Below are 24270 nucleotides of genomic sequence, written 5' to 3'. Positions count from 1 at the left end.
AGCGCCGGCCTTACGGCGGTTCTGGTGATCGTACTGGCGAGAGCACGCCAGGATCCAGCCAGCGAAACAGCAAACGGGAGGGGCATGGCAACCCATCGTGAGAGCCGCGCCATTGCGCTGCCACCGGAGTGGCTTTTCGATATCGTTGCCGATGTCGAGCGGTATCCCGAGTTCCTGCCGCTGATGCGTGCAGCGAGGATTGTCAGGCGTTATCCGAAGGCTTACGAAACCGAGCAGACTCTGGCCCTGGGGTTGTTGTTGCATCGCTTCCGCACGCGCACCGAACTCGACCGCCCGAGCAGCATCGCCATCGTTTCCGACGATCGCTCGTTCTGCCGCTTCGACGTTCGCTGGGCATTTGCACCGCTTGCTGACGATCATTGCCACGTCGACTTCGCGCTCGACTGCGCGACCCGCTCCTTGTTCCTCCGACCGGTCGTCGAAATGCTGATCCTGCCGATGGCCGCCAGCATGGTCACCGCTTTCGAGGCCAGGGCACATGCGCTGGCTGCGAAGGCCGGCTCGGCTCCCGCGGCGACGGCGGGGAATACCAGTCAGCAGGCGTCGGGTAGTGTCGATGGCCGGTCGATACCCTGAGCAAGGCATGAATTCTCGCGGATTTGTACCCCCGGCCGGTTAAAATGCGAGCCTTCTCGAATCAAGGATTGCATCGTGAGCCAGGAGCCAAAAAACCAGGCGGTGAGCCCAGCAGCACTCGCCAGCAGCAATTTCATCCGCAACCTCATCGAAGCCGATCTCGCTGCCGGTAAATACGCGGCGCGCCGATGGTCGGGCCGTCCCGGTCCCGCCGTTCAGCAGCTTGCCGGCCCGCTCGACACTGCGAAAATCCGCACGCGCTTTCCGCCAGAACCCAACGGCTATCTGCACTTCGGCCATGCCAAATCGATCTGCCTCAATTTCGGATTGGCACAGGATTTCGGTGGTCGTTGCCACCTTCGTTTCGACGATACCAATCCGGAAAAGGAAGAACAGGAATACGTCGATTCGATCATCGATTCGGTACGCTGGCTTGGCTATTCCTGGGAAGACCCGATCCGCGAAGGCCCGTCGGACGCGGAGTGCAACCTGTATTTCGCCTCCAACTACTTTGACTGGATGGTCGAGTTCGCCGAATACCTGATCAGTAGCGGCCATGCCTATGTCGAGAGCCAGAGCGCAGAAGAGATGCGCGACAGTCGCGGCACGCTCACGGTAGCGGGGACCAACTCGCCTTTTCGTGAACGCAGCGTCGAAGAGAACCTGGACCTCTTCAAGCGCATGCAGAATGGCGAGTTCCCGGACGGCGCACACATTCTGCGCGCGAAGATCGACATGGCGGCAGCGAACATCAACCTGCGCGATCCGGCGATCTATCGCATTCGCCACGCCAGCCATCACAACACCGGCAACCGCTGGTGCGTCTATCCCATGTACACCTACGCCCACCCCATCGAAGACGCGTTGGAGAACATCACCCATTCGATTTGTACGCTCGAATTTGCCGATCAGCGCCCGTTCTACGACTGGCTGCTCGAGCGCCTGGCGGAAGGCGGGCTGCTGCAGTGCCCGCTGCCGCAGCAGATCGAATTCTCGCGCCTCAACCTGACGTACATCGTACTCTCGAAGCGAAAACTGATTCAGCTCGTCGAGGAGCAGCATGTCGCCGGCTGGGACGATCCACGTCTGCCGACCCTCGTCGCGCGCGCCGCCGCGGCTACCCGGCGGCAGGTTTTCGCCTGTTTGCCGAGCGCCTCGGCGCATCACGCTCCGATTCGCTGATCGAGTACTCACAACTCGAAGACACCATGCGCGAGGTGCTCAACGAGTCGGCCGAGCGCCGCATCGCCGTGCTCGATCCGCTCAAGCTGATCATCGACAACTATCCGGCCGGCCAGAGCGAGGACTGTTTTGCCCCCAAGCATCCGCTCAAACCCGAATTGGGCAGGCGCGCGATGCCCTTTGGCCGGGAACTGTGGATCGAGCGCGAAGACTTCATGGAACAGCCGAGCAAGGGCTATCATCGCCTTTACCCAGGCAACCTCGCGCGTCTGCGCTACGGCTACGTGCTCCGGTGCATCGGCTGCGACCGCGATGAAAACGGCGCAGTCAGCGCCGTGCACTGCGAATACCTGCCGGATTCGAAGAGCGGCACACCCGGCGCCGACCACTACAAGGTCAAGGGCAATCTGCACTGGGTTGCGGTCGCCGAGGCCTGTCCTGCCGAGGTGCGGCTCTACGATCGGCTATTCACCGTTCCCTCTCCAGGTGCCAGACGCGAAGGAGATCCCGAAGACTTCGAGCGCGACTTCCGCGATGATCTCAATCCGAACAGCATTCGGGTCATTCGCGCCTGGCTCGAACCCGCGCTGCAGTACGCCAGGCCGGAAGAGAGTTTTCAGTTCGAACGCCATGGTTATTTCGTAGTCGATCGAGTCGACTCCAGGGAAGGCGCGCTGGTCTTCAACCGAACGCTGACGCTCAAGGACTCATGGTCCAGCAAACCCGCTCAGCGAAGCTAACGGTCATTGCCGTTGCCGCCACCCCCGATCATGAAAGCCATGACCGTTCTTGCAGGGCACATTCCGGCTGGCATGCCGGCATCGCTCGATGGGCACGGAGGATGCTCCGTGAATTCCCCATCCCGCCCCCCCGACCCCTCCTGCGCAAGCAGGAAGGGGAGATATTAGTGATGGACAGCAGTCTGTCAAATCGGCAATAATGGCCTGATCTGTCTACCTCGTCCGCCATGAAGTTCCTTTTCGACTTACTTCCTGTCATCCTTTTCTTTGTCGCCTACAAGGTTTTCGACATCTATGTCGCAACCGGTGTGGCCATGGCTGCGAGCTTTGCGCAGATCGGCTGGCTATGGTTCAAGGGACGCAAGATTGACACCATGCTCTGGGTGAGCCTGGTGGTGATCACAGTTTTTGGTGGCATGACCTTGCTCCTGCAGGACGAAACCTTCATCAAATGGAAGCCGACGGTGCTCTACTGGGCTTTCGCAGCGGCGCTGCTCGGAGGCACGCTTTTCTTCAGGAAGAACCTGATGCGGACGCTGCTTGCCGAGCAGATGGATTTGCCGGAAGCCGCCTGGACCAGGCTCAACTGGTCATGGGTCGGTTTCTTCATTTTCATGGGGATCGCCAACCTTTTCGTGGCTTTCAACTTTTCGACCGACGACTGGGTCAACTTCAAACTGTTCGGTGCCACCGGGCTGATGCTGGTTTTTGTGGTCGCTCAGGGGCTACTGCTGTCGAAGTACATCGAGGAGACTAAATGATGTTCTACGCCATCGTTGGCGAAGATCGTCCGGACTCACTGGCCGAACGTCTCGCCGCCCGGCCAGCGCATGTCGAGCGTCTCAAGGCGCTGCAGGACGAAGGTCGCTTGCTGCTGGCCGGTCCCTTCCCTGCCATCGATTCCCCCGACCCGGGACCGTCTGGCTTCTCGGGTAGCCTGATCGTCGCCGAGTTCGCCTCGCTCGAAGCAGCCAGAAACTGGGCTGACGCCGACCCTTATGTCGTCAGCGGGGTGTACAGCGCCGTGACCGTCAAGCCATTCAAGAAAGTGTTGCCGGCGTGACTGACGTGCAAGTCGTCGATGTTCCTGGCGTGGTCACGATCATTCGCCAACGACTCGCAGCGCTGCTGCCGAATCGCCTGCAGGTGATCGATGATTCGGCGCGGCACGCCGGGCATGCCGGTGCCAAGGGCGGGGGGGGGCACTACCGCCTGCTGATCGTCTCGGACGCTTTCGCAGGCCTCGGCCGACTGGCGCGTCATCGCTTGGTGCATGCGGCGCTTGGCGATCTGATGCACACCCGGATTCACGCCCTGAGCATACAGGCTCTGACCCCTGCGGAGTATTCGGCGACGGCGTCGATCGCTTCCTGAGTCAACTCGCTTTACTTCAACCAAACCCAACCGAAGGAACATCAGACATGCACAAGCTCTCCCAACTCGCCGGCGCATTGCTGCTCGGTGCGCTCATTTCGCTCCCGGCGGCAGCCCAGAAGGCCGCGAGCGGCGCCGTTGTCACCGTCAATGGTGTCGCCATTCCGCAGACCGTCGCCAATGCCTTCGTCGCCGAACAGAGAGCCCAGGGCGCCCCAGATACCCCAGAGCTGAAGAACGCGGTCCGTGAAGAGTTGATCCGTCGCGAGTTGCTGGTCCAGGAAGCGAAGAAGCTGAACCTCGACAAGCAATCCGATGTGTCGGCGCAAGCCGATCTGGCACGGCAGGCGATCTACATCCGTGCCTTCGTTCAGGATTTCGTCAAGAAGCACCCGATCAGCGACCAGGATCTCAAGGCCGCGTACGACAAGATGAAGACCCAGATGGGCAACACCGAGTACAAGGTTCGTCACATCCTGGTTGAGCAGGAAGACGAGGCCAAAACGATCATCGCCAACCTGAAGAAGGGTGCCAAGTTTGACGAGTTGGCCAAGCAGTCCAAGGATCCCGGCTCCAAGGACAAAGGCGGCGACCTCGGCTGGAACAGCACGGCCAGTTATGTAAAACCGTTTGGCGATGCGGTCGGCAGCCTGGGCAAGGGCAAGTACACCGAAACCCCGGTCAAGACCGATTTCGGTTATCACGTGATCCTGCTCGAAGACAGTCGTCCGCTGACCGCCCCCCCCGTTCGACCAGATCAAGCCGCAACTGACGCAGCGCCTGCAACAGGAACAGATCCAGAAATACGTTAACGACCTGCGTTCCAAGGCGAAGATCCAGTAGCGCTTCTCTCGCAGAAGGGCGCCGGAAATCCGGCGCTTCGCCAGCTTTCCCGAGAAGGACCGAAGAACCAGGCCAGCCCGCTATTGCACGCGATCCTTTGCGGTTTGCCACGATGGCATGGCCGGTTCGCTATGCTTGTTGGCCGGAGCACTTGATCACAGGTCGATTTGAGGAGGACGCCTCGCCATGATTTTGAAACCATATGTTTCGGCGCTTTTCGCCATTGCCCTGTCTGGCGCAGCCATTGCCTCTGACGATCATGGTGGCCCGGTAGAAGCCAGGCCTTTCAAGCCCGGCATCACGATGACCAGGGCGGTCCAGGCGGGCATTACGCCGGATGGCGCGATCACTATCCTCAAGGCGGGTAACCAGCGCTTCCTGGCAAACAAGCCCTTGCTCCACAACCTCAGGCGGCGCGTGACGCAGACTGCGCTTGGTCAGTTTCCCTTTGCCAGCGTTCTTGCCTGTATCGATTCGCGAGCCGCACCCGAGGTAGTGTTTGATCAAAGCGTCGGCGACATCTTCACCGCTCGAGTCGCCGGGAATATCGTTAACGAGGACATTCTTGGTAGCCTCGAATACACCGCCAAAGTAGCCGGCTCACGCTTGATCGTGGTGCTGGGTCATTCCAATTGCGGAGCCATCAAGGGGGCCTGCGATGGGGTCAGGATGGGCAACTTGACGTCATTACTGGACAAAATCTCGCCGGCGGTCGCGGCGGTCCGGACAGAAGGCGAGCGCAGTTCGAAAAAACCACCAGTTCGTCGACGATGTCAGCGAAATGAATGTGCAACTGGTCATCCAGACCATCCGCGAAAAAAAGTCCTGTGCTCAAGGACTTGGAGGACAACGGCAAAATCAGGATCGTCGGGGCGTTGTACGATACTGCCAACGGAAAAGTGACCTGGTATTGATGGAGAGCACTCGCCAGAAAGCTCCTGGAGTCAGGTCTGGATGACCGGGAAGCTGACCAGGCAGTGCTCCTGGGAGCAGGGCAACGATGAATGGCGTCAGGCTGTGCCGGCGTTCTCATCATGAAACCGAATCACATTGCGCCCCGCTGCTTTGGCTTGATACATCCCCGTATCAGCCCTCTTGAGGATGTCGTCCCGGCTGACTTCATGATCGAGAAACAGCGTCACGCCGATGCTCGCCGTGCAATGATGTTCGATTGTCGTGTCTGTCCTGCCTTCGAGCCTGATGGTCAGCAGGTAGGGTTCCGATAAGCGGATACGAATTTTGTCTGCGACGACCGCGGCCTGCGCACTCGATTCAATTCTATCCGTATGCAGATCGCCCAGCATCACGACAAACTCATCGCCGCCGAAACGCGCCACGGTGTCTGCCTCGCGAACACAGGTTTTCAGGCGATTCGCCGCTTCGATCAGCAGTAAATCGCCCACTTCATGGCCGTGCCGGTCATTCACCGGCTTGAAGTTGTCGAGATCGATGAACATCAGCGCGCCATAACAAGCACTGCGCTTGCTGGCTGCCATGGTCTGCTGCAGGCGGTCGTTGAGCAGCAGGCGGTTGGGCAGTTGGGTGAGTGCGTCATAGAAAGCCAGATGGTGGATTTTTTCTTCGGCGGCCTTGCGCTCGGTGATGTCATGGGAAACGACGACCACGCGTTTGATGCGGCCTTCATTGTCCCTGATGACCCCACCGCGAGATTCGATCAGGCGGATGCCGCCGCCGGCCGTCACAAAGCGGTATTCGAGATGGTGCCCGATACCCGTGGCGACGGTCTCGCGAAACGCGCGGACGACTCGTTCGCGGTCGGCCGGATGGATGTCTTCGAATGAAGATGTGCCGCAAAGATTCCGGTCACCGAGCAGACGTGCGTAGGACGGACTGTTGTATACCCGCCGCCCTTCGATGTCGAGAACCGCGACGAAGCCTTGGAGGTTTTCGGCGATCAAGCGGAAGAATGCTTCCTGCTCGCGCAAGGCGTTTTCCGCACGCTTGCGCGGGGTAATGTCTTCGTGGGCCACTACGGCGCCTGCGCAGGGCGCAAGCATCGGATAGACGCGCATGCGAAACCAGCGTGCTTGATCAGGAGAGTCACAGGAATATTCGAGACTGAATTGCGCTTGTGTCTTGCTCAGTACCGCCGCTATACCGGCCCAGGCCTGCAAGGCTTCCTCTTGACCCGTCTGTCCGGCGGCAGCCATGCAGACGCTTCGATAGCTGAGGCCCACGGAGTTTGCCGCCAGAGCAGGCGCACCGTTATTTTCGGCAAAGCACTGCCACGCCCTATTGACCGAAACGATGACGCCCTGAGTATCGAGAACGGCGAGATTCTCCGTCAGCGAATCGAGAATGGTGCGGGTGAATGCCTCACTTTCCAGCAATGCCTGTTCCCGCATGGCAAGTTGCTTGCGGTAGGTTTCGGCTGCCCTGCGTAACTGTTCCCGGTGCAGCAGATTACGGATTCGCCGACGGGTAATCTCTGCAGTGATCGGCAGGGCGACTACCACGTCGGCGCTACTCGGAGCCTGGTCGCTAGCTGCTGTCCTGGCCTCGTTCAGCGCCGTCACAAAAATCACCGGAATGTCCTGGAGTCTGGGGTCGGCTTTGATCCGCCGACAGGTCTCGTAACCATCCATCTCAGACATCATGACATCGATCAGGATCAGATCGGGGGGGCATTCGATTGCCATCGCCAGCCCCTGTGCGCCGGAGCTTGCGAACTGCAACACAAATTCCGGAGCCAGGGTGGCCTTCAGCGTCAGCAGATTGGCCGGCCGGTTATCTATGGCCAAAACGCGTGGCTTCGGGTTGCTCATGATTTCTTGTCCTCCCCACGTGCGCTACAGGGACATGCCGCCAGTGCGACAAGGATGCAAAGCCGAATGCCTGTTTCTGTGCCGGCAGTCACATCGCAGTTGTCAACACAAAGATTTAACTTGCTAAATTATAATGTCCAGGGAAGGTTGTCGCAGGGTGATCGACGTTCCATGCATGGTGACACGGCCAGGGCAGGGACTTTTGCACCAAATATGATCTTACCTCTGTTCAATCCATTGACGGGATCTGCTATGGTCGCGCTCATGCCGACCATCATCGCCATCGACGGACTCTGCAAGACCTACGCCACCGGCTTCCAGGCGCTCAAAGAGATCAGTCTGGATATTCGCCGTGGCGAAATCTTCGCCTTGCTGGGTCCCAACGGCGCAGGAAAAACCACCCTGATCAGCATCATCTGCGGGATCGTCACTGCCAGCGCAGGGACGGTGCGGGTGGACGGGCACGACATTGTCACCGACTACCGGGCAGCGCGCGCAAAGATCGGTCTGGTGCCACAGGAACTGACCACCGATGCCTTCGAATCGGTATGGGCGACGGTGTCGTTCAGCCGTGGCCTCTTCGGCAAGCGTGCGAATCCAGCCTACATCGAAAAGATACTCCGCGATCTTTCCCTGTGGGACAAGAAGGACAACAAGATCATCACCCTCTCGGGAGGCATGAAGCGTCGCCTGTTGATCGCCAAGGCGCTGTCGCACGAGCCACAGATTCTGTTTCTCGACGAGCCGACCGCCGGGGTCGATGTCAACCTGCGGCGTGACATGTGGCAACTGGTGCGCTCGCTCAAAGCCACCGGGGTGACCATCATCCTGACCACCCATTACATCGACGAGGCCGAAGAGATGGCTGAACGGATCGGGGTGATCAGCAAGGGCGAGATCATTCTGGTGGAAGACAAGGTTGAACTGATGCGCAAGCTGGGCAGGAAGCAGATGACTCTGCAACTGCAGAATCCACTCGCTTGCATCCCGCCCGGACTTGATGCCTACCCGTTGGAACTGTCGAGCGATGGCAGCGAACTGACCTATACCTACGACACACAAGGCGAGCGAACCGGCATCATTGCGCTGCTCAGGGATCTCAATGACGCAGCCATCGTCTTCAAGGATCTGCACACTACCCAGAGTTCACTCGAAGACATCTTCGTCAGTCTGGTGAAGGAGGCAAAATGAACCTGCAGGCCATGCGTGCGATTTACCTCTTCGAGATGGCGCGTACCCGACGTACGCTGCTGCAGAGCATCGTTTCGCCGGTGATTTCGACCTCCCTGTATTTCGTCGTCTTCGGCGCGGCGATTGGTTCGCGCATTCCCGAGATCGACGGCATCAGCTATGGTGCCTTCATCGTGCCGGGGCTGATCATGTTGTCGCTATTGACGCAGAGCGTTTCCAACGCTTCATTCGGCATCTATTTTCCAAAATTCACGGGAACGATCTACGAGTTGCTGTCGGCGCCGGTTTCCTATCTCGAGATCGCAGCCAGTTATGTCGGTGCAGCCGCCAGCAAGTCGATCGTTCTCGGCCTGGTCATCCTCGCGACAGCCGGTCTCTTCGTGCCGATCCAGGTCGCACATCCCTTCTGGATGCTCCTTTTCCTGGTGCTCACGGCAGTGACCTTCAGTCTTTTCGGTTTCATCATCGGCATCTGGGCCGATAATTTCGAGAAGCTGCAGCTGGTGCCGCTGCTGATCATCACCCCCTTGACCTTCCTGGGCGGTAGCTTCTATTCGATCCATATTCTTCCGCCCATCTGGCAGACGATCACCTTGTTCAACCCTGTGGTTTATCTGGTGAGTGGCTTTCGCTGGAGTTTCTACGACCTTGCCGACGTGAGCGTCGGCATCAGTCTCGTCATGACGCTGCTGTTCCTGGCGATATTTCTGGCGATCGTGGCCTGGATCTTCAAGACCGGCTACCGGCTCAAGACCTAGCGGGAAACCTGCCTGTACCACGACTGCTTTCGATGTATTGACAAAAGTTATATTTCCAGGAACTGACACGATGCGAACACTCTCCCCCTCCGGCCAGCAGGCGATCAACGAACTGGCCCAGCGGCACGGTTTCAGTCAGGCCGCCGTCCTGAACATGCTGGAGGCCGTGATCAACGGTCGCGGCAGCATGGCGCAATTCAACCACGCTGAATTCGGTGGTTCTGGCCAGTGGATGCGGGGCGGCATGACCATGCTCTCCGAGATGTTCAACTATGCGCTGAAGGGCCGGGTCGAAGGCCTCTGCCATGACCTCGCCAGCCTCGTCGCCAGCCAGCCCGACCTGCTCCAGGGGGGAAGTTTCCAGTCGCAAAGCCAGGATGGCGGCTATGGTCAACAGCAAAATCAATGCACTGGCCAGTCACCGGGCAGTTTCAGTGATGGCCAGCCATACGGCTCCGGATCCGCAAGCCCGGTCAGCCTGTTCGTGCCGCCTGCTCCCGGCCAGGGCAGCGACTGGTGGGGTGCGGACCTGCGCTGGCCGACCAGTACCGGCGCGCAGAACGGTGTACGCTACGCCTACTTCGCGCAGGCCCGGCGCCTGGCGATTGAAGTCGGTGGCCGGGTAAGCCTCTACGACACGCTCGATCATCAGATCGGTGGTTTCTCGCAACAGCAGGGTGTTGGCGGCTCGCTGACTTTTTCCAGCCAGTATGGACTGGTGGAAGTGGCTCGTCTGCCGCTCCTGACCGTGGACGGTGTGCCTCCCCAGCAAGCGCCCCTCTGCGCCGGGTTGCCAACGGTGCCGTCCGAACCCTGCGCTGTGCCCGTACCTGTTGGCGAGAGCGACGTCTTCGCCCTGATCGAGCGGCTCGCCGGCCTGCACGCCAAGGGAATCCTCAGCGCCGAGGAGTTCGCTGCCAAGAAGACGGAGCTCTTGAGCCGGATCTGAGATTTGGTGACAATAATCAGGTTACGCCGCGTTCCTCGGACCTGTTGAGCGTACCTGGCCGTCGGTCACCATACCCTTTGCGACAGAGAGAAGAGAGCAATGGACGATTTGAATGACGAGCTGGTCTTCATCGAGGAAGATGGGCCTGGGCGTGATAGCGAGGAGGCAGCATGTCCGTGGCGAATCCTGGTGGTGGACGACGATCCTGGCGTGCATGAAGCGACGCGCTTCGCTCTCGCCAACGTCATCATCCTCGATCGCCCACTCGCCCTGTTTCATGCCAGTTCGGGAGCCGAGGCCGTGGCCCTGCTGCGGGTGACGGAAAAAATTGCGGTGGTTCTCCTCGACGTGGTCATGGAAAGCGACGATGCCGGCCTGCGCATGGTCCATACCATTCGCAACGAGTTAAAACTGGCCAACTGTCGCATCATTCTGCGCACCGGCCAGCCGGGCCAGGCGCCGGAAGCCGAGACGATCACCCGCTACGACATCAACGACTACAAGACCAAGAGCGAACTGACCCAGAACCGGCTGTTCATCACCCTCACCACGGCGATTCGTTCCTACGACCAATTGCTGCGCCTGGATGCCACCCGCCTGGGTCTGGAAAAGATCGTCGCCGCCAGTAACCAGTTCATCGCTGAGCAGGGATTGCAAAGCTTTGCCGACGGCGTCATTACCCAGATTGCCGGCTTGCTCGGCGTCGATCCGGAAGGTCTGGTCTGCTGCGCTGCGGCCCAGGATAGTCCACTGCTCAATGGTCACCCCGAGTTCCGCATCATCGCTGCCGCCGGCCAGTTTCGCAGTCTCATCCAGCGGCGCCTGAGCGAGATCGACGACCCGCGCATCGTCGGCCAACTGACCACGGCGCTGAAGGAGCGCCGCAGCCTCATCGAAGCCCGCAACCTCACGCTCTATTTCGCCAAGACCCCTGCAGAGGGTTTCGCTGCCTTCATCGATTCGGCCAAGCCCATCAGCGACGTCGATCAGGAACTGCTCAAGGTATTCTGCACGAATATCGCGCTCTGCGCGAAGAACATCGAACTGGTGACGAAACTGCGCCGTGATGCCTTCTTCGACCGGCAGTTGGGCTTGCCAAACCGCACTGCGCTGGTGTGCGAACTCGACCAGCGCATGATGAAGGAACAGGAAAGCGGCTGCGCTCTGGCCATCGTCGACATCGACCAGTTCGCTTCGGCCAACGATTTGCTCGGCCACGACTATGGTGATGCCCTGCTCAAGGCGACCGCCCAGCGCCTGGGTGAGCACCTGCCGGCGAACGTCTTCATCGCCCGCCTCGCCGGCGATGCCTTCGCGGTCATGGGTCCAAAAATCGCAGTAAACGGGGAAACCATCCAGGCCTGTTTTCAGACTCCCTTCGTGATCGAGGGGGTGCATCAGCCAGTTTCCGCCTGTGTCGGCATCACGCTGTTGGAGAGCGGTCGCCGTTCCGGGATCGAGTATATCCGAGACAGCTATCTGGCCCTGAAACAGGCGAAAGCCGCCGGCCTGGGGCAGACGCTGCTCTTTTCCCAAGACCTCGGCAGCGCAGTCCGGGAACGTGCGCACCTGCTGCGCGACCTTCGCCTGGCTTTCGAGCAGAAGCAATTGTTTCTCTCCTATCAGCCTCAGATCGAACTGAGCTCTGGCCGCATCATCGGCGTCGAAGCACTGATGCGCTGGCGCCGCGAGGATGGCGTTCTGGTATCGCCAGAATGTTTCATTCCCATCGCCGAGCAATCCGGTCTGATCGTCGATATGGGCCGCTGGTTGCTGCAGGCTGCCCTCCAGGCCCTGCAGCGCTTTCGCGCTACTGGCTGCGCGGACCTGAGGATGGCGGTGAACATCTCGCCGGTACAGCTCCGCCAACCGGGTTTCGTCGATTCGGTCAGCGATGCCCTGCGTCTGACCCGGAGCAGACCCGCCGATCTGGAACTGGAAATCACCGAATCGGTCGCAGTCGGCAGCCTGGATCCGGTCATTGCCCTGCTCAAACGCCTGCGTGCCATGGGTGTCACGGTGGCCATCGACGACTTCGGTACCGGCTACTCGTCCCTGGCCTACCTCGACAAGCTGCCGGCCGATCGCCTCAAGATCGACCGCAGCTTCGTCCGTGCCCTGGAACGGGACGACAATGGCACGCGTATCGCCCGCACGATCATCGTTCTTGGCCGGGAACTGGGTTTGCGGGTCATCGCCGAGGGCGTCGAAAACCAGAATCTGGAGGAACTGCTCCAGGCTCTGGGTTGCAACGAGACGCAGGGCTACCACTATGGCCACCCCATGCAGGAAAGCGAATTCATTGCCTGGCATGCCCGCTACAAAGGAGACCAGAATTGAAGGCATGGCTGCGGCTGATCGTCCTGAGCCTTGCTGTCCTGCTGCTGTCCGCGTGCGCAGAAGAAGAGCCATTGCGCATTGGCGTCCTGGTCGAACTGACGGGTCGCACCGCCGACCTCGGAGAGGCGGCACGTAACGGGGTGACCCTGGCCGTCGATGAATTCCGCGCCGCCTCGGGCCAGCGTATCGAACTCCTGGTTCGCGACACCGGGCCTGATCCGGAATCCGCCCGCCAGGCGGCCGAGGGTCTGCTCCATCTGGGCGTCGACGCCGTCATCGGCCCGACCACCAGCGGTATGACCGACGTCATCCTGCCTATTTTCGAGAAGGCCCGGGTGCTGCTGGTTTCGCCCAGTGCCTCGGCGGTCAAGTTTCACGGCCGAGACGACATGCTTTTTCGCATCAACTGGACGACGCGCGACAATGGCCGCCATTACGCCACGCACTATTTCCAGAAAGGCATCCGGCGTATCAGCATTGCTGTCAACGAGAATAATCGCTCGTTTTCCGAGAGCTGGCTGATGGAGTTCCAGACCGCTTACGAAGCCCTCGGGGGAGTGGTCCTGGTCGCGTCCTACTTCGACTCGGGGTCGGCCAATCACTCCGGAGTGATTGCGAGCATGCTCCAGCCCAGGCCCGACGGCTTGTTGTTCATCGGGAACGCGGTCGACGCTGCGCGCCTGGCGCAGCAAGCCCGCAAAGTCGATGCGAAGATTGTTCTCATCAGCGTCGAATGGGCGGCCACAGAACAACTGATCGAACTTGGCGGCAAGGCGGTGGAAGGCATGATGATCGTCCAGAACTACAACCAGGATGATCCCTCCCCGCGCTATCAGCGTTTTCGCGAGGCGTACCGCCAACGCTTCGGCAAGGAACCGGTCTTCGGCAGTGTGCTCGCCCACGATGCGGCGACCGTGACCCTGACTGCACTGGCCAGGCGTACGAAGGGCATGAGCGCCAAGGCCGCCCTGTTCAAGTTCGGACCCTACGAAGGGCTGCAGCAGTCGATTCGCTTCGATGCCAATGGTGATGCCGATCGAGCCGCCTACTTCATGGTCATTGGTGACGGCCGGTTCCTGCGCGAGCCATGAGTGGACGTCAGTGGCGCTTGCGTACCTCTCTGATCGGGCTGTTGACGATCATATCGTCTGTCACCTTCGTGGTCGTCGGCGCCGTCTTCGTTCTCGTTCGCATTCCCCAGATCAGCGATGAAACACGCACCGACCTGCGCCTCGAAGCGGCCGATCTGGCGCAGCGCAGCGAGGTGATTCTCGGCGCTCTGCAGGCGCAGCTGGAACTGATCGCTGCCGTCATCCCGGCATCCGCAGGCGGCGACGTGCAATCCGTCCTTGAGCGTGCGGTCAGCGAACACGGCGCGTTCACTGCGATTTACGAGATTGATCACAGTGGGGCGGTCTTGCGTGCTGCCGTGAACATCGCCCTCGGCGCGGGCCGCCGCCAGGAGCTGATCGGCAGCGACCTGTCCCGGGACCCAATTTTTCGCCGGGTCAAGGAACGTCAGGAAGCGATCTGGAGCGACAAGTACCTGTCGCCAGTGTCCAGCGCTCTTGCCATTGCGGTCGGCGTTGCTGCGGGCAACGGCATCATCATCGGCGAAATGTCTCTCGACTATATTCTGAAGACCCTGCGTACCGCGTCCGGGCGGCGGAACCTGATGGTCTGGGTGGTCGACCGCCATGGGGAAATTCTCGCCGACAGCGAAGACCCGACGCGCGTCGGGGTTGTCAATCTGGGGAGCGAGCCGCTCCTCCGGCAGGCCGGCGCAGAAGCCGTGAGCAGTGGCCGGATGCGCTTCGAGGGCCGCGATTTCGAAGCCGCCATCGCCCGTTCCGATCTTCTCAATTGGTATGTTGTGACCAGAACCCCTGGCGGGCTCGCCAACCCGCGCGTTGCTTCAACTCTCGAACTGGCCATTACGGCCCTCGCTGGCTCGATGCTCGTCGGCCTCCTGCTTGCGCCCCTCTGGGCCATCGGCATGGCCCGTCCGATCAGCGCCATTACCGAGCGAACCCGGCGTGTGGCCGATGGCCAACCCGCCGGTAGCTGGCCCCGCGGCCGCACCATCGAGCTGAATGAACTGTCGGCCGACCTCGAGCGGATGGCCGGTATCCTCCAGGAGCGCCAGCAGGAACTGGAGGCGCGTGTTCAGCAACGTACCGAGCAGTTGCATGCGGCCAACGCCGAACTGTCCACCACGCTTGAGCACCTGCAGCTCACCCAGAATGAACTGGTTCGTTCCGAGAAACTGGCGGCCCTTGGCGCCCTGGTCGCCGGCATTGCCCACGAACTGAACACGCCTCTGGGCAATGGCGTCATGGCCGTGTCCACCCTGCGCAACGCGCTCGCTGCTTTCCGACAGGAGGGTGTGCAGGGCTTGAAACGATCCAGTCTCGACCGATTGCTCGAGGCCATGGATACGGGAACCGACATCGCTTCGCGCAATCTGATTCGGGCGGCTGAACTGGTCACCAGTTTCAAGCAGGTTGCAGCCGACCAGACCAGTTCCCAGCGGCGGGAATTCGCCCTGGACGAGGTATGCAAGGAAATCATCGTCACTCTGCAGCCGCTCCTCAAGCGCAACGGCGTCGCTGTCAGCGTTGATGTGCCCCTCGGCCTGCTCCTCGACAGCTACCCAGGCTCCCTCGGCCAGGTACTCACCAACCTGATCAGCAATGCCGTGATCCATGCCTTTGGCGGTCAAAGCGACGCCTGCCTTCGCATCGTCGCCGTGGCCGAGACTGGGGAGCGCGTGAGCATCCGGGTCAGCGACAATGGCTGCGGTATTCCCCCTGGCCTGCTGCAGCGTATATTCGACCCTTTCGTCAGCACTCGCATGGGCAGCGGCGGCACGGGTCTTGGCCTGCACATCACCCACAACCTGGTCGTGCAAGCACTCGGGGGCAGCATCCAGGTCGACAGCGTAGCCGATGTCGGTACCACCTTTACCATCAGCCTGCCACTCGTCGCACCGGGGGCTGCCGCTTGAGTCCTCCCGCCCCGAACCATTCATGCCACCCGTGTTTCGCTGCCGACGCAAGCGCTGGCTGTCAGTCGATTGACGCCATTCACCAGGGCCCGGATCGAAGCGGTAACGATGTTCACATCGATGCCCACGCCGTAACATTCGCCAGCGTTGCCAACGCGCGTCAGTTCCAAGAACGCACAGGCGCTGGCATCGCTGCCGCTGCTGCTCATCGAGCGTTCTTCATAGCTGCGCACCTGCACCACCAGACCTGCGCCGCGCAGTGCCTGTACCGCTGCGTCGATGGGACCATTGCCTTCGCCGGCCAGCAAGTGCGCCCGGCCGTCGATCTCGACGCTGAGGCGGATGCCCTGGGTGCCACCATGCTCGAAAAGGTGGTGTTCGACATAGCGCACGGGATGCTCGCTGCCGAGATAGCTTCCGGAGAACAATTGCCAGATGTCGGCTGCGCTCATTTCCCCCCCCATGGCTATCGGTATGCGCCTGCACCACCCGCGAAAACTCGACCTGCAAGCGACGCGGCAGCACGATGCCGTATTCTGCTTCGAGCAGGTAGGCGATGCCTCCCTTTCCGGACTGGCTATTGACCCGGATCACTGAATCGTAGCTGCGGCCGACGTCCGCCGGGTCGATCGGCAGATAGGGAATGCTCCACGCGGCATCGGGCTGTTGCAAGGCAAACCCTTTCCGGATCGCATCCTGGTGCGATCCGGAAAAAGCCGTGAACACCAGGTCGCCGACGTAGGGGTGGCGTGGATGGATTGGCAGGCGGTTGCAGTGCTCGACGGTACGTGCGACGGCGTTGATGTCCGAGAAATCGAGAGCCGGCGACACGCCTTGCGTGTACAGGTTGAGCGCCAGGGTGACGAGGTCGACGTTGCCGGTACGTTCGCCGTTGCCGAAGAGGCAGCCCTCGACGCGCTCGGCGCCGGCCATCATCGCCAATTCGGCCGCAGCCACCGCCGTGCCGCGGTCGTTGTGCGGATGTACGCTGACGATGACGCTGTCACGACGCGCGAGGTGGCGGTGCATCCACTCGATCTGATCGGCGTAGACGTTCGGCGTCGTCACCTCGACTGTCGTCGGCAGATTGAGGATCACCTTGTCCTCCGGAGTCGCTCCCCAGGTGGCGGTCACCGCGTCGCAGACCTCGAGGGCAAATTCGAGCTCGGTGGCGGTGAAGGTTTCTGGGCTGTATTCGAGTACCCATTCGGTCTCCGGCTGTGCATTGGTGAGTTCCCTGACCAGGCGTACGGCGGCGACCGCCATATCCACGACGTCGGCCTTGCTCATCGCAAAGACATTCTCGCGGAACGGCTTCGAAGTGGCGTTATAGACATGCACGATTGCCCGTCTCGCCCCCTTCAGCGATTCGATGCTGCGGCGGATCAGATGCTCGCGAGCCTGTGTGAGCACCTCGATGCTCACGTCGTCAGGGATATGGCCGCCTTCGATCAACTCACGGACGAAGTCGAAATCGGTCTGTGAGGCGGAAGGGAAGGCCACCTCGATTTCCTTGAAGCCGATCTTGCAGAGAGTGCGGAACAGGCGCATCTTACGTTCCGCATTCATCGGTTCGAAAAGTGCCTGGTTGCCGTCACGCAGATCGGTACTCATCCAGATCGGTGCAGCGCTGATGCTCCGACTGGGCCATTGCCGATCGGTGAGCTGGACTGCCGGGAAAGGGTTGTACTTGAGGGAAGGGTTGTTCAACATGATCGCGGTCTCCTGAGTGGTGATTGCCGGGTTTCTGACAAGACAGATGCTACCCACGATTGCCCGGCAGGTGCTTGCGTTGTTGTTCGCGGATGACCGTACAAATGGCAGATTATTGCGTAATATATAAAAATATACGCAGATTCAGCCGATAATCAAAACCAGCAGGAAATATCATGGACCTTGATCGCTTTGACCGACAGATTCTGCAGGTGCTGCAGCAGGAGGGACGCATCAGCAATCAGGAACTCGCCGACCGTATCGGCCTGTCGCCATCGCCCTGCTTGCGCCGCGTCCGCGCCCTCGAAGAAGCTGGCCTCATCACTGGCTACCGCGCGCTGCTCGATGCCAGGGCACTTGGGTTGTCACTGATGGCGCTGGTCCACATTTCGATGGACCAACACACACCCGAGCGTTTCAGTCACCTCGAAGCAGCAATCCGCGACATTCCCGAGGTCATGGAATGTCTGCTGATTACCGGTCAGGCCGCCGATTACCAACTCAAGGTGGTGGTCAAGGACATGGATGCCTACCAGGATCTGTTGCTCAATCGCATTACCGGCATACCGGGAGTGACCGGTGTGCATTCGAGCTTTGTGTTGCGCAGGGTGGTGGACAAGACCGCCTTGCCGGTTGCTGGCAAATAACCGCGCCAGGCATGAGGACGTCTTGTCCTGAACGGAGTCAGCTGTTCGTGTTGAGTCGCAATGTTTGGCAGAGCACGAACAGAGCGGGCAACAGCAAGCTGCCGGGCGCGGGGATCTCGGTGGCCCCGGTTTTCCGTAGAGTGAGCGGGTCGGAACGATCTTGCGGTGGATGTGAAGAATCGCACGGGGACCAGTTCGCTTCAGTGTTCCAATCTCTCCGTGCTCAGAAATATCTGACTGTTTCTTGAATGAATGCAGCACACGCTGCACCGAGGAAACCTATTGCAAACATGCCCACTCGCAAGGATCGATAATTGAAAAACGTGATTGAACGAAACAACGGAAAACTCTTGACCAGCATCGTCGTATCGACGCTGGCAGCATTTGTCGGCAATGCCGATGCCAGCATGATCAGCGTTGCCACCGGCCATTCGACGGCAGGGGTGCAAGCCAGCGCGGAAGCTTACAAGAATGTGGTTGAGGCTGCGGTGGCTGGTGCGACAGCAGGCTATGGCACTGCTTCTCCGGCGGTGTTCAACGATATTTCGAACCATGGTCTGTTCGGCGCCAATTCAATCTACGATATTGCCTTCGATTTCACGATCCGCTTTGGCGTGACGCCAGCGCAGGCTGGTGCATGGGAGTTTCGTGCGGGAACCGATTTTGGCCTTGGAGGAGCGGTCTTCATCGACGGCGTTGCTCTCGGCTTCAAGACCAACGATATGTGGTGGGCCGGATCTTATGGAAACCCCAGCCAGTACTTCGATTACAGTTCCTTGCTTGCAGCCGGCAACCATGTTCTGCAGATTTACGGGCTGGAACATTGCTGCGACGGTGGCCAACAGGCGCAGTTCCGAGCACCGGGGGCAACATTCTTCACGACCTTCAGTTCGACTGATGGCCTGGCGGCAATCCCCGAACCTGCAACCTTCAGGACCTTCGGTTCGAGAGATGGCCTGGCGGCAATCCCCGAACCTGCAACTTTTGCCCTGTTCGGCATCGGGCTTCTCGGCTTGGGCGCAGCACGCAGGCGCAAGCAGTAGTTACCCGGCGTGACAGACAGCCCCGCTCTATGGCGGGGCTTGTCGTTTCAGGACCTGCAGGATGAACCGTTGATTGACTGCGGACGGCCGGCTCCGGGACAATGGGAGGTGCTGCTTTTCAATTGACTGTCCACGGCGCTGCGGGTGGGCAGGCAGTCCACTGGGGCAAGGCTGCTCACATGTACTACGGAGAAAAATTCAACGCCTGGACGCATCTGGTCGGGGCCATCCTTGCGGTCGCTGGTACGGCCGTGCTGCTGATCCTGGCGGCGCAGAGCGGCGATGCGTGGAAAATTGTCAGCGTCTCGATTTACAGCGCGACACTGGTGCTGCTCTACAGCTTTTCGGCGCTCTACCACAGTGTCCGCGGGCGTGCCAAGGACATCCTGCGCAAGCTGGACCACCAAAGTATCTATTTGCTGATTGCCGGCAGTTACACCCCGTTCTGCCTGGTAACCCTGCGCGGTCCCTGGGGCTGGTCCCTGCTGGCTGTCGTCTGGGGGCTGGCGCTGGTCGGTGGCGTACAGGAACTTCGCCCGCGCAGCGAAGCACGCATCCTGTCACTGGTGATCTACATTGTGATGGGCTGGGCGGTGGTGGTGGCGCTGGTGCCGCTACTGCAGGCGCTGGGGATGGCCGGCTTCGCCTGGGTTGCAGCAGGTGGCGTGTTCTACACCAGCGGGATCGTTTTCTATGCGCTCGACACCCGCCTCAGGCATGCGCATGGTGTCTGGCATCTGTTCGTGATGGCCGGCAGCACCGCCCATTACTTTGCGATCCTGTATTACGTGCTTTGATTGGCGTGGCTCAGTCGTCCTCAGTGCAGCATCTTCCACCCTGGATGGTTGAAATATTGCCCATAACGGTTGACTGCCTGCACCGCCTGCACGGCGCCGGTCGCTGGTTTACTTGCCGACTTACCCTGCATCGCCTCGGCGCCCGCGACGAGTTCGGCCACGATCAGATGAAGGTTGGCGTCCGCTGCGGGTTCGAGCTTGCACTCGGCGACGATGGTGGCGACCTGTGCATCGACCGCCGCGCCAAGCGCCTGGTAGTCGACGGATGTCAGCGTACCTTTATGGATGCCTTCCAGTTTCGCGGCCAGAGCCTTGCGGATTTCGCTCATGCCTTTGCGCAGTGGCTCGTCGCTTGCCCATTTCTTGCCGTGGTTGAGGGTGAGCTGGCTGGGCTCTGCGGCGGCGTGCTGGTGCGGATCGGCAGCGAGTGCATTGGCGCCGATGCCGGTGCCAAGCGTGAGGGTAGCGAACAGAGCGGTGGCGATCAGGGCGTGACGAGTTTTCATGGGGATCTCCTCAGTGTTGAAGCACAATGATGTCCGAATCGTCTGCGTGCTCGATTACGAGCGCTTAAATGCATGGCTTAATTCTCCTTTGAATTGTCCGGCTTGCCAAATGCCCGCCTTGGTGTTAAGATAGTAAGTAATTATTTACTTGAATGCAAGCCCCTCGATATCATGTACACACCAGCCAATCTCGAAACGATGCCACGCCATCGCCTGAGTACCGACCAACGGCAGCGGGAAATCGTCGCCAGCGTTCTCGCGCTGGCTCGCGAACGTGGCCCGGATGCGATTACGACCCAGGCGATCGCCGACCGGATGGGCGTCACCCAGGGGGCGATCTTCAGGCACTTTCCCGACAAGCAGGCGATCTGGCTGGCGGTATTTGTCTGGGTGCGCGAATCCCTCGGCGCAGCGTTGGCGGCGGCGATTGACGAGACGGCTTCGCCGCTCGCAAGAATCGAGCAGGCATTTCTCGCACATGTGGCTTTTATCGCCAACAATCCCGGTGTGCCGCGCGTCCTGTTCCACGAGCTGCAGTACCCTGGCGATTCACCGGTGCGCATCGAAGTACGTGCAATGATTGAGGCGTATCGCCAGCGGCTCAGCCAGCTATTCCGGCAAGCGAAGACAGCCGGCGAACTGCCGGCTGACCTGGACAGCACGCTGGCACCGGTACTGTTCATCGGCGCGGTACAAGGCCTCGTCATTCAGACAGCGCTTGCCGCCGACGAGGCAGGGATGGTGGAACGTGCGCGACGGCTGTTTCCGCTACTGCTCGACGGCTATCGTGGGCCGGCGAAATCGTTAACCGGCGCGTGAACCTGCGCTAATTTATCCTGGATGGACATCAGCATGTCAAAACTTCTTTCAGTCGCGGAGCCCAGCCCGCAAAGAGAAGCGCCGGCCGCTAAATTTGCGCTCTGGGCTCTGGGTTTTCGGCCGTTCTATCTGCTCGCCAGCATTTTCGCCGCACTGTCGATTCCGCTCTGGGTCGCCCAATACGCGGGATATTTACCGGTCACCTTCATGCGCAGCTCAAGCTGGCATGGCCATGAGATGCTGTTCGGGTACACCCTGGCGGTGGTCGCTGGTTTCCTCTTCACGGCCGGCCGTAACTGGACCGGACAAGCAACGCCGACGGGTGGCGTGCTGTTTGCCTTTGCCTTGCTCTGGATCGCCGGGCGGATCCTGGTGCTGACGCCCTACGCTACTGCGGCAGCCCTGGTGAACGCCGCGTTCCCGGTAGCAGTCGCAATCGGGCTCGCCATTCCGCTGGTGAAGAGCCGTAACCAGCGCAACTACTTCTTCGTCGCGCTGCTGATATTTCTCGGGGCGGCCGTTCTGGCCATGCATCTTTCCTGGCTAGGAATGCTGGCCGCCTGGCCCGAACGGGCGAGTTTACAGGCTGGTCTCGATGTCATCCTGTTCATCATCGCGGTGATGGGCGGGCGAGTCATTCCCATGTTCACCAACAACGGTATCCCGGGTACGCAAGCCACTCGCCATCCGCTCGTTGAAAAGTTCGCACTTGGCAGCGTTCTGGCCCTGTTGGGTGCCGATATTCTGCTGGCGCCGGCGACGGTGATCGCAAGCATTGCGCTGGTCGCCGCCTTGGCGCACGCGGCCCGGCTCTATCTCTGGCAGCCTTGGCGAACCTATGCAACGCCGCTGGTGTGGGTGCTGCATGCGGCTTACGGCTGGATTGTCGTGTACCTCGTGCTGCGTGCACTGGCAGCGCTCGGTCTGCTTGCCGAGCCGCTCGCGATGCACGCGCTGACGATTGGAGCCATTGGTGGCATGACGATCGGCATGATGGTACGCACCGCGCGCGGCCACACCGGCCGTCCGCTCCTTGCCGATCGCTTCGAGCTTGCGTTTTTCGTCCTCGTCCAGTGCGCTGCAATCATTCGGGTCTTTGGCGGCATGATCGTTCCCGATGCCTACCTGAGCACAGTCCTCGGCTCGGGGATTTGCTGGTCGCTTGCCTTCGCCTTGTATGCAATTCGCTATTGGCCGGTGTTGTCGCGGGCGCGGATCGACGGCAAACCTGGCTAGGCCCACTATCTTGAACCTTGGCACTGCGCGTGGCCGGAACGACAAATCCAGTGCCAAGCAGCCTGACGGCAGAGGGTAAAATGGCGGCTCATTTTGCCAGGAGTCCACCATGAATGTTTCCCTTGTTCTGACCGTGATCGGAGATGACCGTCCAGGTCTTGTCGAACAGCTTGCTACCGTCATCAGTCAGCACCAGGGCAACTGGCTGGAATCGTCGATGTCGAACCTCTCCGGCAAGTTCGCGGGCATTGTCTGCGTCAGCGTTGCCGAAGCGCAGCTCGCAGACCTTTCCAAAGCGCTTGCTGCTTTGCCCGGTCTGCGTATCACTTTCGAGGTCTCCCGCCTGCCCGCAGCTCAGGCCGGTGATCGACGGTTGAAGCTTTCGCTGGTCGGCCATGACCGCATAGGCATCGTGCGTGAGGTCTCGCAGGTGCTTGCCCGGCATGCGCTCAATGTCGAGGATCTCAGCACCTATACGGCGAGTGCGCCGATGTCGGCCGGGATGCTCTTCCACGCCAGCGTCGAGCTGACCGCTTCGTCAACTCTCGATGTGAGCGACCTGACCCGAGAGCTGGAGAGCCTGTCGAATGACCTGATGGTCGATATCACCCTCGACGAAACCGCTCGGACTTGAGATTTCGCGAATCCTACGGCGACGCCAAGCAGGCGTGGTGGATCACTGCTTCTTTTCCATTTCTCGTGCCGCCCGAATCATGTCGGCATCGAGGACGGCCGTATCGGTTCCGTAGCAGCTGATCATTTCGATTTCCTCGAAGACCGGCGGCTCCTGATTGTGCCCTCCGGCGGCAGTTTTCGCACCGAAGTGCTGGCCTCGCCAGCGCGCGATCAGCATCTCCTGCTCGGTCAGTCCGGTCTTCATGCCCTGCGGAACCTCCGCACCCAACTCGATCAGGGTCTTGATGACTTCGCTGCGGTTGCCGCGAACGGCCATCGACAAGGGCGAGGTCGGTTGTGCGTTATCCGGGGTATTGACTTTCGCGCCACGGCCAACCAGCTCGCGGACGATGTCGGCGTATCCCATGAAGCACGCGACACCGAGCGGCAAGCCGGGGTCACCCCGACCGTCAATCAACTCCACCGGTGCGCCGGCATCCAGTACCGCCCGGACCTCTTGAAGACGCCCTGAGCGGATTGCTTTGAGCAAGTCAATACCAGTGTTCACACCTTATCTCCGATCCTGTGGCCTGGTTTCAGCGTAAAGGCTGCTCACTGACGACTACCCCATCGCTGTCAACATAGATCCACTCACCCGGCCTGAAAGTGACGCCGCCGAAACTGACGGCCAGATCGCGGTCGCCGACGCCTTTCTTGATGCTTTTCAGTGGATGCGTATTGAGCGCGCGCACGCCGAGGTCGATGCGGGCAATGTCTTCCGAATCGCGGATGCAGCCGTAGACCACGATCCCTTCCCAGGCATTCTTGTGAGCCAGGATCGCCAACTGGTCACCAAGCAGTGCGCAACGCATCGAGCCACCGCCGTCAATCAGCAGGACCTTGCCCCGCCCATCTTCAGCGAGAACTTCACGCACCAGCGTGTTGTCCTCAAACAGTTTCAGCGTGACAAGCTGGCCACAGAAGGAGGATCTGCCACCGTAATGCTGGAACATCGGTGTGACGATACGGACGCTGCCATCCTGAATCCTGGCCTCGTTGTTGTCGAGCAGGTCGGGGGTCTTGAAACGCATGCGGCTAGCCTTGTTGAGGTAAAGAAGTGACCATTG

Annotated in this window: 22 protein-coding genes and 3 pseudogenes; 19 read left to right on the top strand and 6 right to left on the bottom strand. The window is 60.4% G+C overall.

The window, feature by feature from the left end; genetic code table 11:
- Positions 1-84: 84 nt before the first annotated feature.
- From E4Q08_RS03910 to E4Q08_RS03880, 7 genes and pseudogenes are all read left to right on the top strand, one after another.
- The gene (locus E4Q08_RS03910) at positions 85-597 is read left to right on the top strand and encodes a type II toxin-antitoxin system RatA family toxin (protein ID WP_034911165.1); all 513 of its coding nucleotides are present in this window, start codon (positions 85-87) and stop codon (positions 595-597) included.
- Positions 598-672: 75 nt separating this feature from the next.
- A pseudogene (locus E4Q08_RS03905) lies at positions 673-2519 on the top strand (glutamine--tRNA ligase/YqeY domain fusion protein).
- Between the two features lie 227 nt (positions 2520-2746).
- Positions 2747-3280, top strand: coding sequence for a septation protein A (locus E4Q08_RS03900; protein WP_034917966.1), 534 nt, complete (start codon positions 2747-2749; stop codon positions 3278-3280).
- On the top strand, positions 3280-3582 hold the full coding sequence (locus E4Q08_RS03895; protein ID WP_034917983.1) for a YciI family protein: 303 nt from the start codon (positions 3280-3282) through the stop codon (positions 3580-3582). Before E4Q08_RS03900 ends, E4Q08_RS03895 begins: the two co-directional genes overlap by 1 nt.
- On the top strand, positions 3579-3893 hold the full coding sequence (locus tag E4Q08_RS03890; protein ID WP_288131986.1) for a BolA family protein: 315 nt from the start codon (positions 3579-3581) through the stop codon (positions 3891-3893). Before E4Q08_RS03895 ends, E4Q08_RS03890 begins: the two co-directional genes overlap by 4 nt.
- A gap of 47 nt (positions 3894-3940) precedes the next feature.
- Positions 3941-4736: pseudogene (locus E4Q08_RS03885) on the top strand (peptidylprolyl isomerase).
- A gap of 186 nt (positions 4737-4922) precedes the next feature.
- The gene (locus tag E4Q08_RS03880; RefSeq protein WP_308240052.1) at positions 4923-5639 is read left to right on the top strand and encodes a carbonic anhydrase; all 717 of its coding nucleotides are present in this window, start codon (positions 4923-4925) and stop codon (positions 5637-5639) included.
- A gap of 107 nt (positions 5640-5746) precedes the next feature.
- Here E4Q08_RS03880 and E4Q08_RS03875 read toward each other — a convergent pair whose 3' ends face one another.
- On the bottom strand, positions 5747-7522 hold the full coding sequence (locus E4Q08_RS03875) for a two-component system response regulator (RefSeq protein WP_169069406.1): 1776 nt from the start codon (positions 7520-7522) through the stop codon (positions 5747-5749).
- A 264-nt stretch (positions 7523-7786) separates the two neighbouring features.
- On the opposite strand from E4Q08_RS03875, the gene E4Q08_RS03870 reads away from it, so the two are divergent.
- From E4Q08_RS03870 to E4Q08_RS03845, 6 genes are all read left to right on the top strand, one after another.
- Positions 7787-8713, top strand: coding sequence for an ABC transporter ATP-binding protein (locus tag E4Q08_RS03870; protein ID WP_034917998.1), 927 nt, complete (start codon positions 7787-7789; stop codon positions 8711-8713).
- Positions 8710-9471 carry an ABC transporter permease gene (locus E4Q08_RS03865; protein ID WP_034917973.1) on the top strand — a complete coding sequence of 254 codons (762 nt, stop codon included), beginning with the start codon at positions 8710-8712 and terminating at the stop codon, positions 9469-9471. Before E4Q08_RS03870 ends, E4Q08_RS03865 begins: the two co-directional genes overlap by 4 nt.
- A 70-nt stretch (positions 9472-9541) precedes the next feature.
- Positions 9542-10420: an SHOCT domain-containing protein gene (locus tag E4Q08_RS03860; RefSeq protein WP_034917977.1), complete on the top strand. Its 879-nt coding sequence runs from the start codon at positions 9542-9544 to the stop codon at positions 10418-10420.
- A gap of 99 nt (positions 10421-10519) precedes the next feature.
- The gene (locus tag E4Q08_RS03855) at positions 10520-12760 is read left to right on the top strand and encodes a GGDEF/EAL domain-containing response regulator (RefSeq protein ID WP_169069405.1); all 2241 of its coding nucleotides are present in this window, start codon (positions 10520-10522) and stop codon (positions 12758-12760) included.
- A complete protein-coding gene (locus E4Q08_RS03850) occupies positions 12757-13851 on the top strand; it encodes an ABC transporter substrate-binding protein (protein ID WP_169069404.1) in 1095 nt (364 codons plus the stop codon). Before E4Q08_RS03855 ends, E4Q08_RS03850 begins: the two co-directional genes overlap by 4 nt.
- Positions 13848-15767: a sensor histidine kinase gene (locus E4Q08_RS03845; protein ID WP_034919275.1), complete on the top strand. Its 1920-nt coding sequence runs from the start codon at positions 13848-13850 to the stop codon at positions 15765-15767. Before E4Q08_RS03850 ends, E4Q08_RS03845 begins: the two co-directional genes overlap by 4 nt.
- Positions 15768-15787: 20 nt before the next feature.
- On the opposite strand, the pseudogene leuA reads toward E4Q08_RS03845, so the two are convergent.
- Positions 15788-17480: pseudogene (leuA, locus tag E4Q08_RS03840) on the bottom strand (2-isopropylmalate synthase).
- A gap of 176 nt (positions 17481-17656) precedes the next feature.
- Here leuA and E4Q08_RS03835 point away from each other — a divergent pair.
- Positions 17657-18127: an Lrp/AsnC family transcriptional regulator gene (locus E4Q08_RS03835; protein WP_034913667.1), complete on the top strand. Its 471-nt coding sequence runs from the start codon at positions 17657-17659 to the stop codon at positions 18125-18127.
- Between the two features lie 223 nt (positions 18128-18350).
- On the opposite strand, the gene E4Q08_RS03830 is transcribed toward E4Q08_RS03835, so the two are convergent.
- Positions 18351-18551, bottom strand: a complete 201-nt coding sequence (locus tag E4Q08_RS03830; RefSeq protein WP_169069403.1) for a hypothetical protein — start codon at positions 18549-18551, stop codon at positions 18351-18353.
- Between E4Q08_RS03830 and E4Q08_RS03825 the strand changes: the two genes are divergently transcribed.
- Complete coding sequence (locus E4Q08_RS03825; protein WP_169069402.1) at positions 18535-19170, top strand: CCXG family PEP-CTERM protein; 636 nt, start codon at positions 18535-18537, stop codon at positions 19168-19170. The two genes, E4Q08_RS03830 and E4Q08_RS03825, sit on opposite strands and share 17 nt — an antisense overlap.
- A 179-nt stretch (positions 19171-19349) precedes the next feature.
- On the top strand, positions 19350-19967 hold the full coding sequence (trhA, locus tag E4Q08_RS03820; RefSeq protein ID WP_034913670.1) for a PAQR family membrane homeostasis protein TrhA: 618 nt from the start codon (positions 19350-19352) through the stop codon (positions 19965-19967).
- 20 nt (positions 19968-19987) lie between these two features.
- On the opposite strand, the gene E4Q08_RS03815 is transcribed toward trhA, so the two are convergent.
- A complete protein-coding gene (locus E4Q08_RS03815) occupies positions 19988-20473 on the bottom strand; it encodes a hypothetical protein (protein WP_034913674.1) in 486 nt (161 codons plus the stop codon).
- 171 nt (positions 20474-20644) lie between these two features.
- On the opposite strand from E4Q08_RS03815, the gene E4Q08_RS03810 reads away from it, so the two are divergent.
- From E4Q08_RS03810 to E4Q08_RS03800, 3 genes are all read left to right on the top strand, one after another.
- Positions 20645-21292 (top strand): TetR/AcrR family transcriptional regulator, encoded by a 648-nt coding sequence (locus E4Q08_RS03810; RefSeq protein ID WP_169069401.1) that lies wholly within the window; start codon positions 20645-20647, stop codon positions 21290-21292.
- A 33-nt stretch (positions 21293-21325) separates the two neighbouring features.
- A complete protein-coding gene (locus E4Q08_RS03805) occupies positions 21326-22528 on the top strand; it encodes an NnrS family protein (protein ID WP_034913699.1) in 1203 nt (400 codons plus the stop codon).
- A 109-nt stretch (positions 22529-22637) separates the two neighbouring features.
- Positions 22638-23162 carry a glycine cleavage system transcriptional repressor gene (locus E4Q08_RS03800; protein ID WP_034913679.1) on the top strand — a complete coding sequence of 175 codons (525 nt, stop codon included), beginning with the start codon at positions 22638-22640 and terminating at the stop codon, positions 23160-23162.
- A gap of 42 nt (positions 23163-23204) precedes the next feature.
- Here E4Q08_RS03800 and E4Q08_RS03795 read toward each other — a convergent pair whose 3' ends face one another.
- Both E4Q08_RS03795 and rraA read right to left on the bottom strand, forming a co-directional pair.
- Positions 23205-23711, bottom strand: coding sequence for an ankyrin repeat domain-containing protein (locus E4Q08_RS03795; protein WP_169069400.1), 507 nt, complete (start codon positions 23709-23711; stop codon positions 23205-23207).
- Between the two features lie 28 nt (positions 23712-23739).
- Entirely contained in the window at positions 23740-24234 is a 495-nt protein-coding gene (rraA, locus tag E4Q08_RS03790) for a ribonuclease E activity regulator RraA (RefSeq protein ID WP_034913682.1), read from the bottom strand.
- Positions 24235-24270 lie beyond the last annotated feature (36 nt).

Source organism: Candidatus Accumulibacter contiguus, from assembly GCF_012940005.1.
GTDB lineage: Bacteria > Pseudomonadota > Gammaproteobacteria > Burkholderiales > Rhodocyclaceae > Accumulibacter > Accumulibacter contiguus.
Note: the sequence above shows the minus strand (reverse complement) of the source record. Positions and strands in the feature narration are given on the sequence as shown.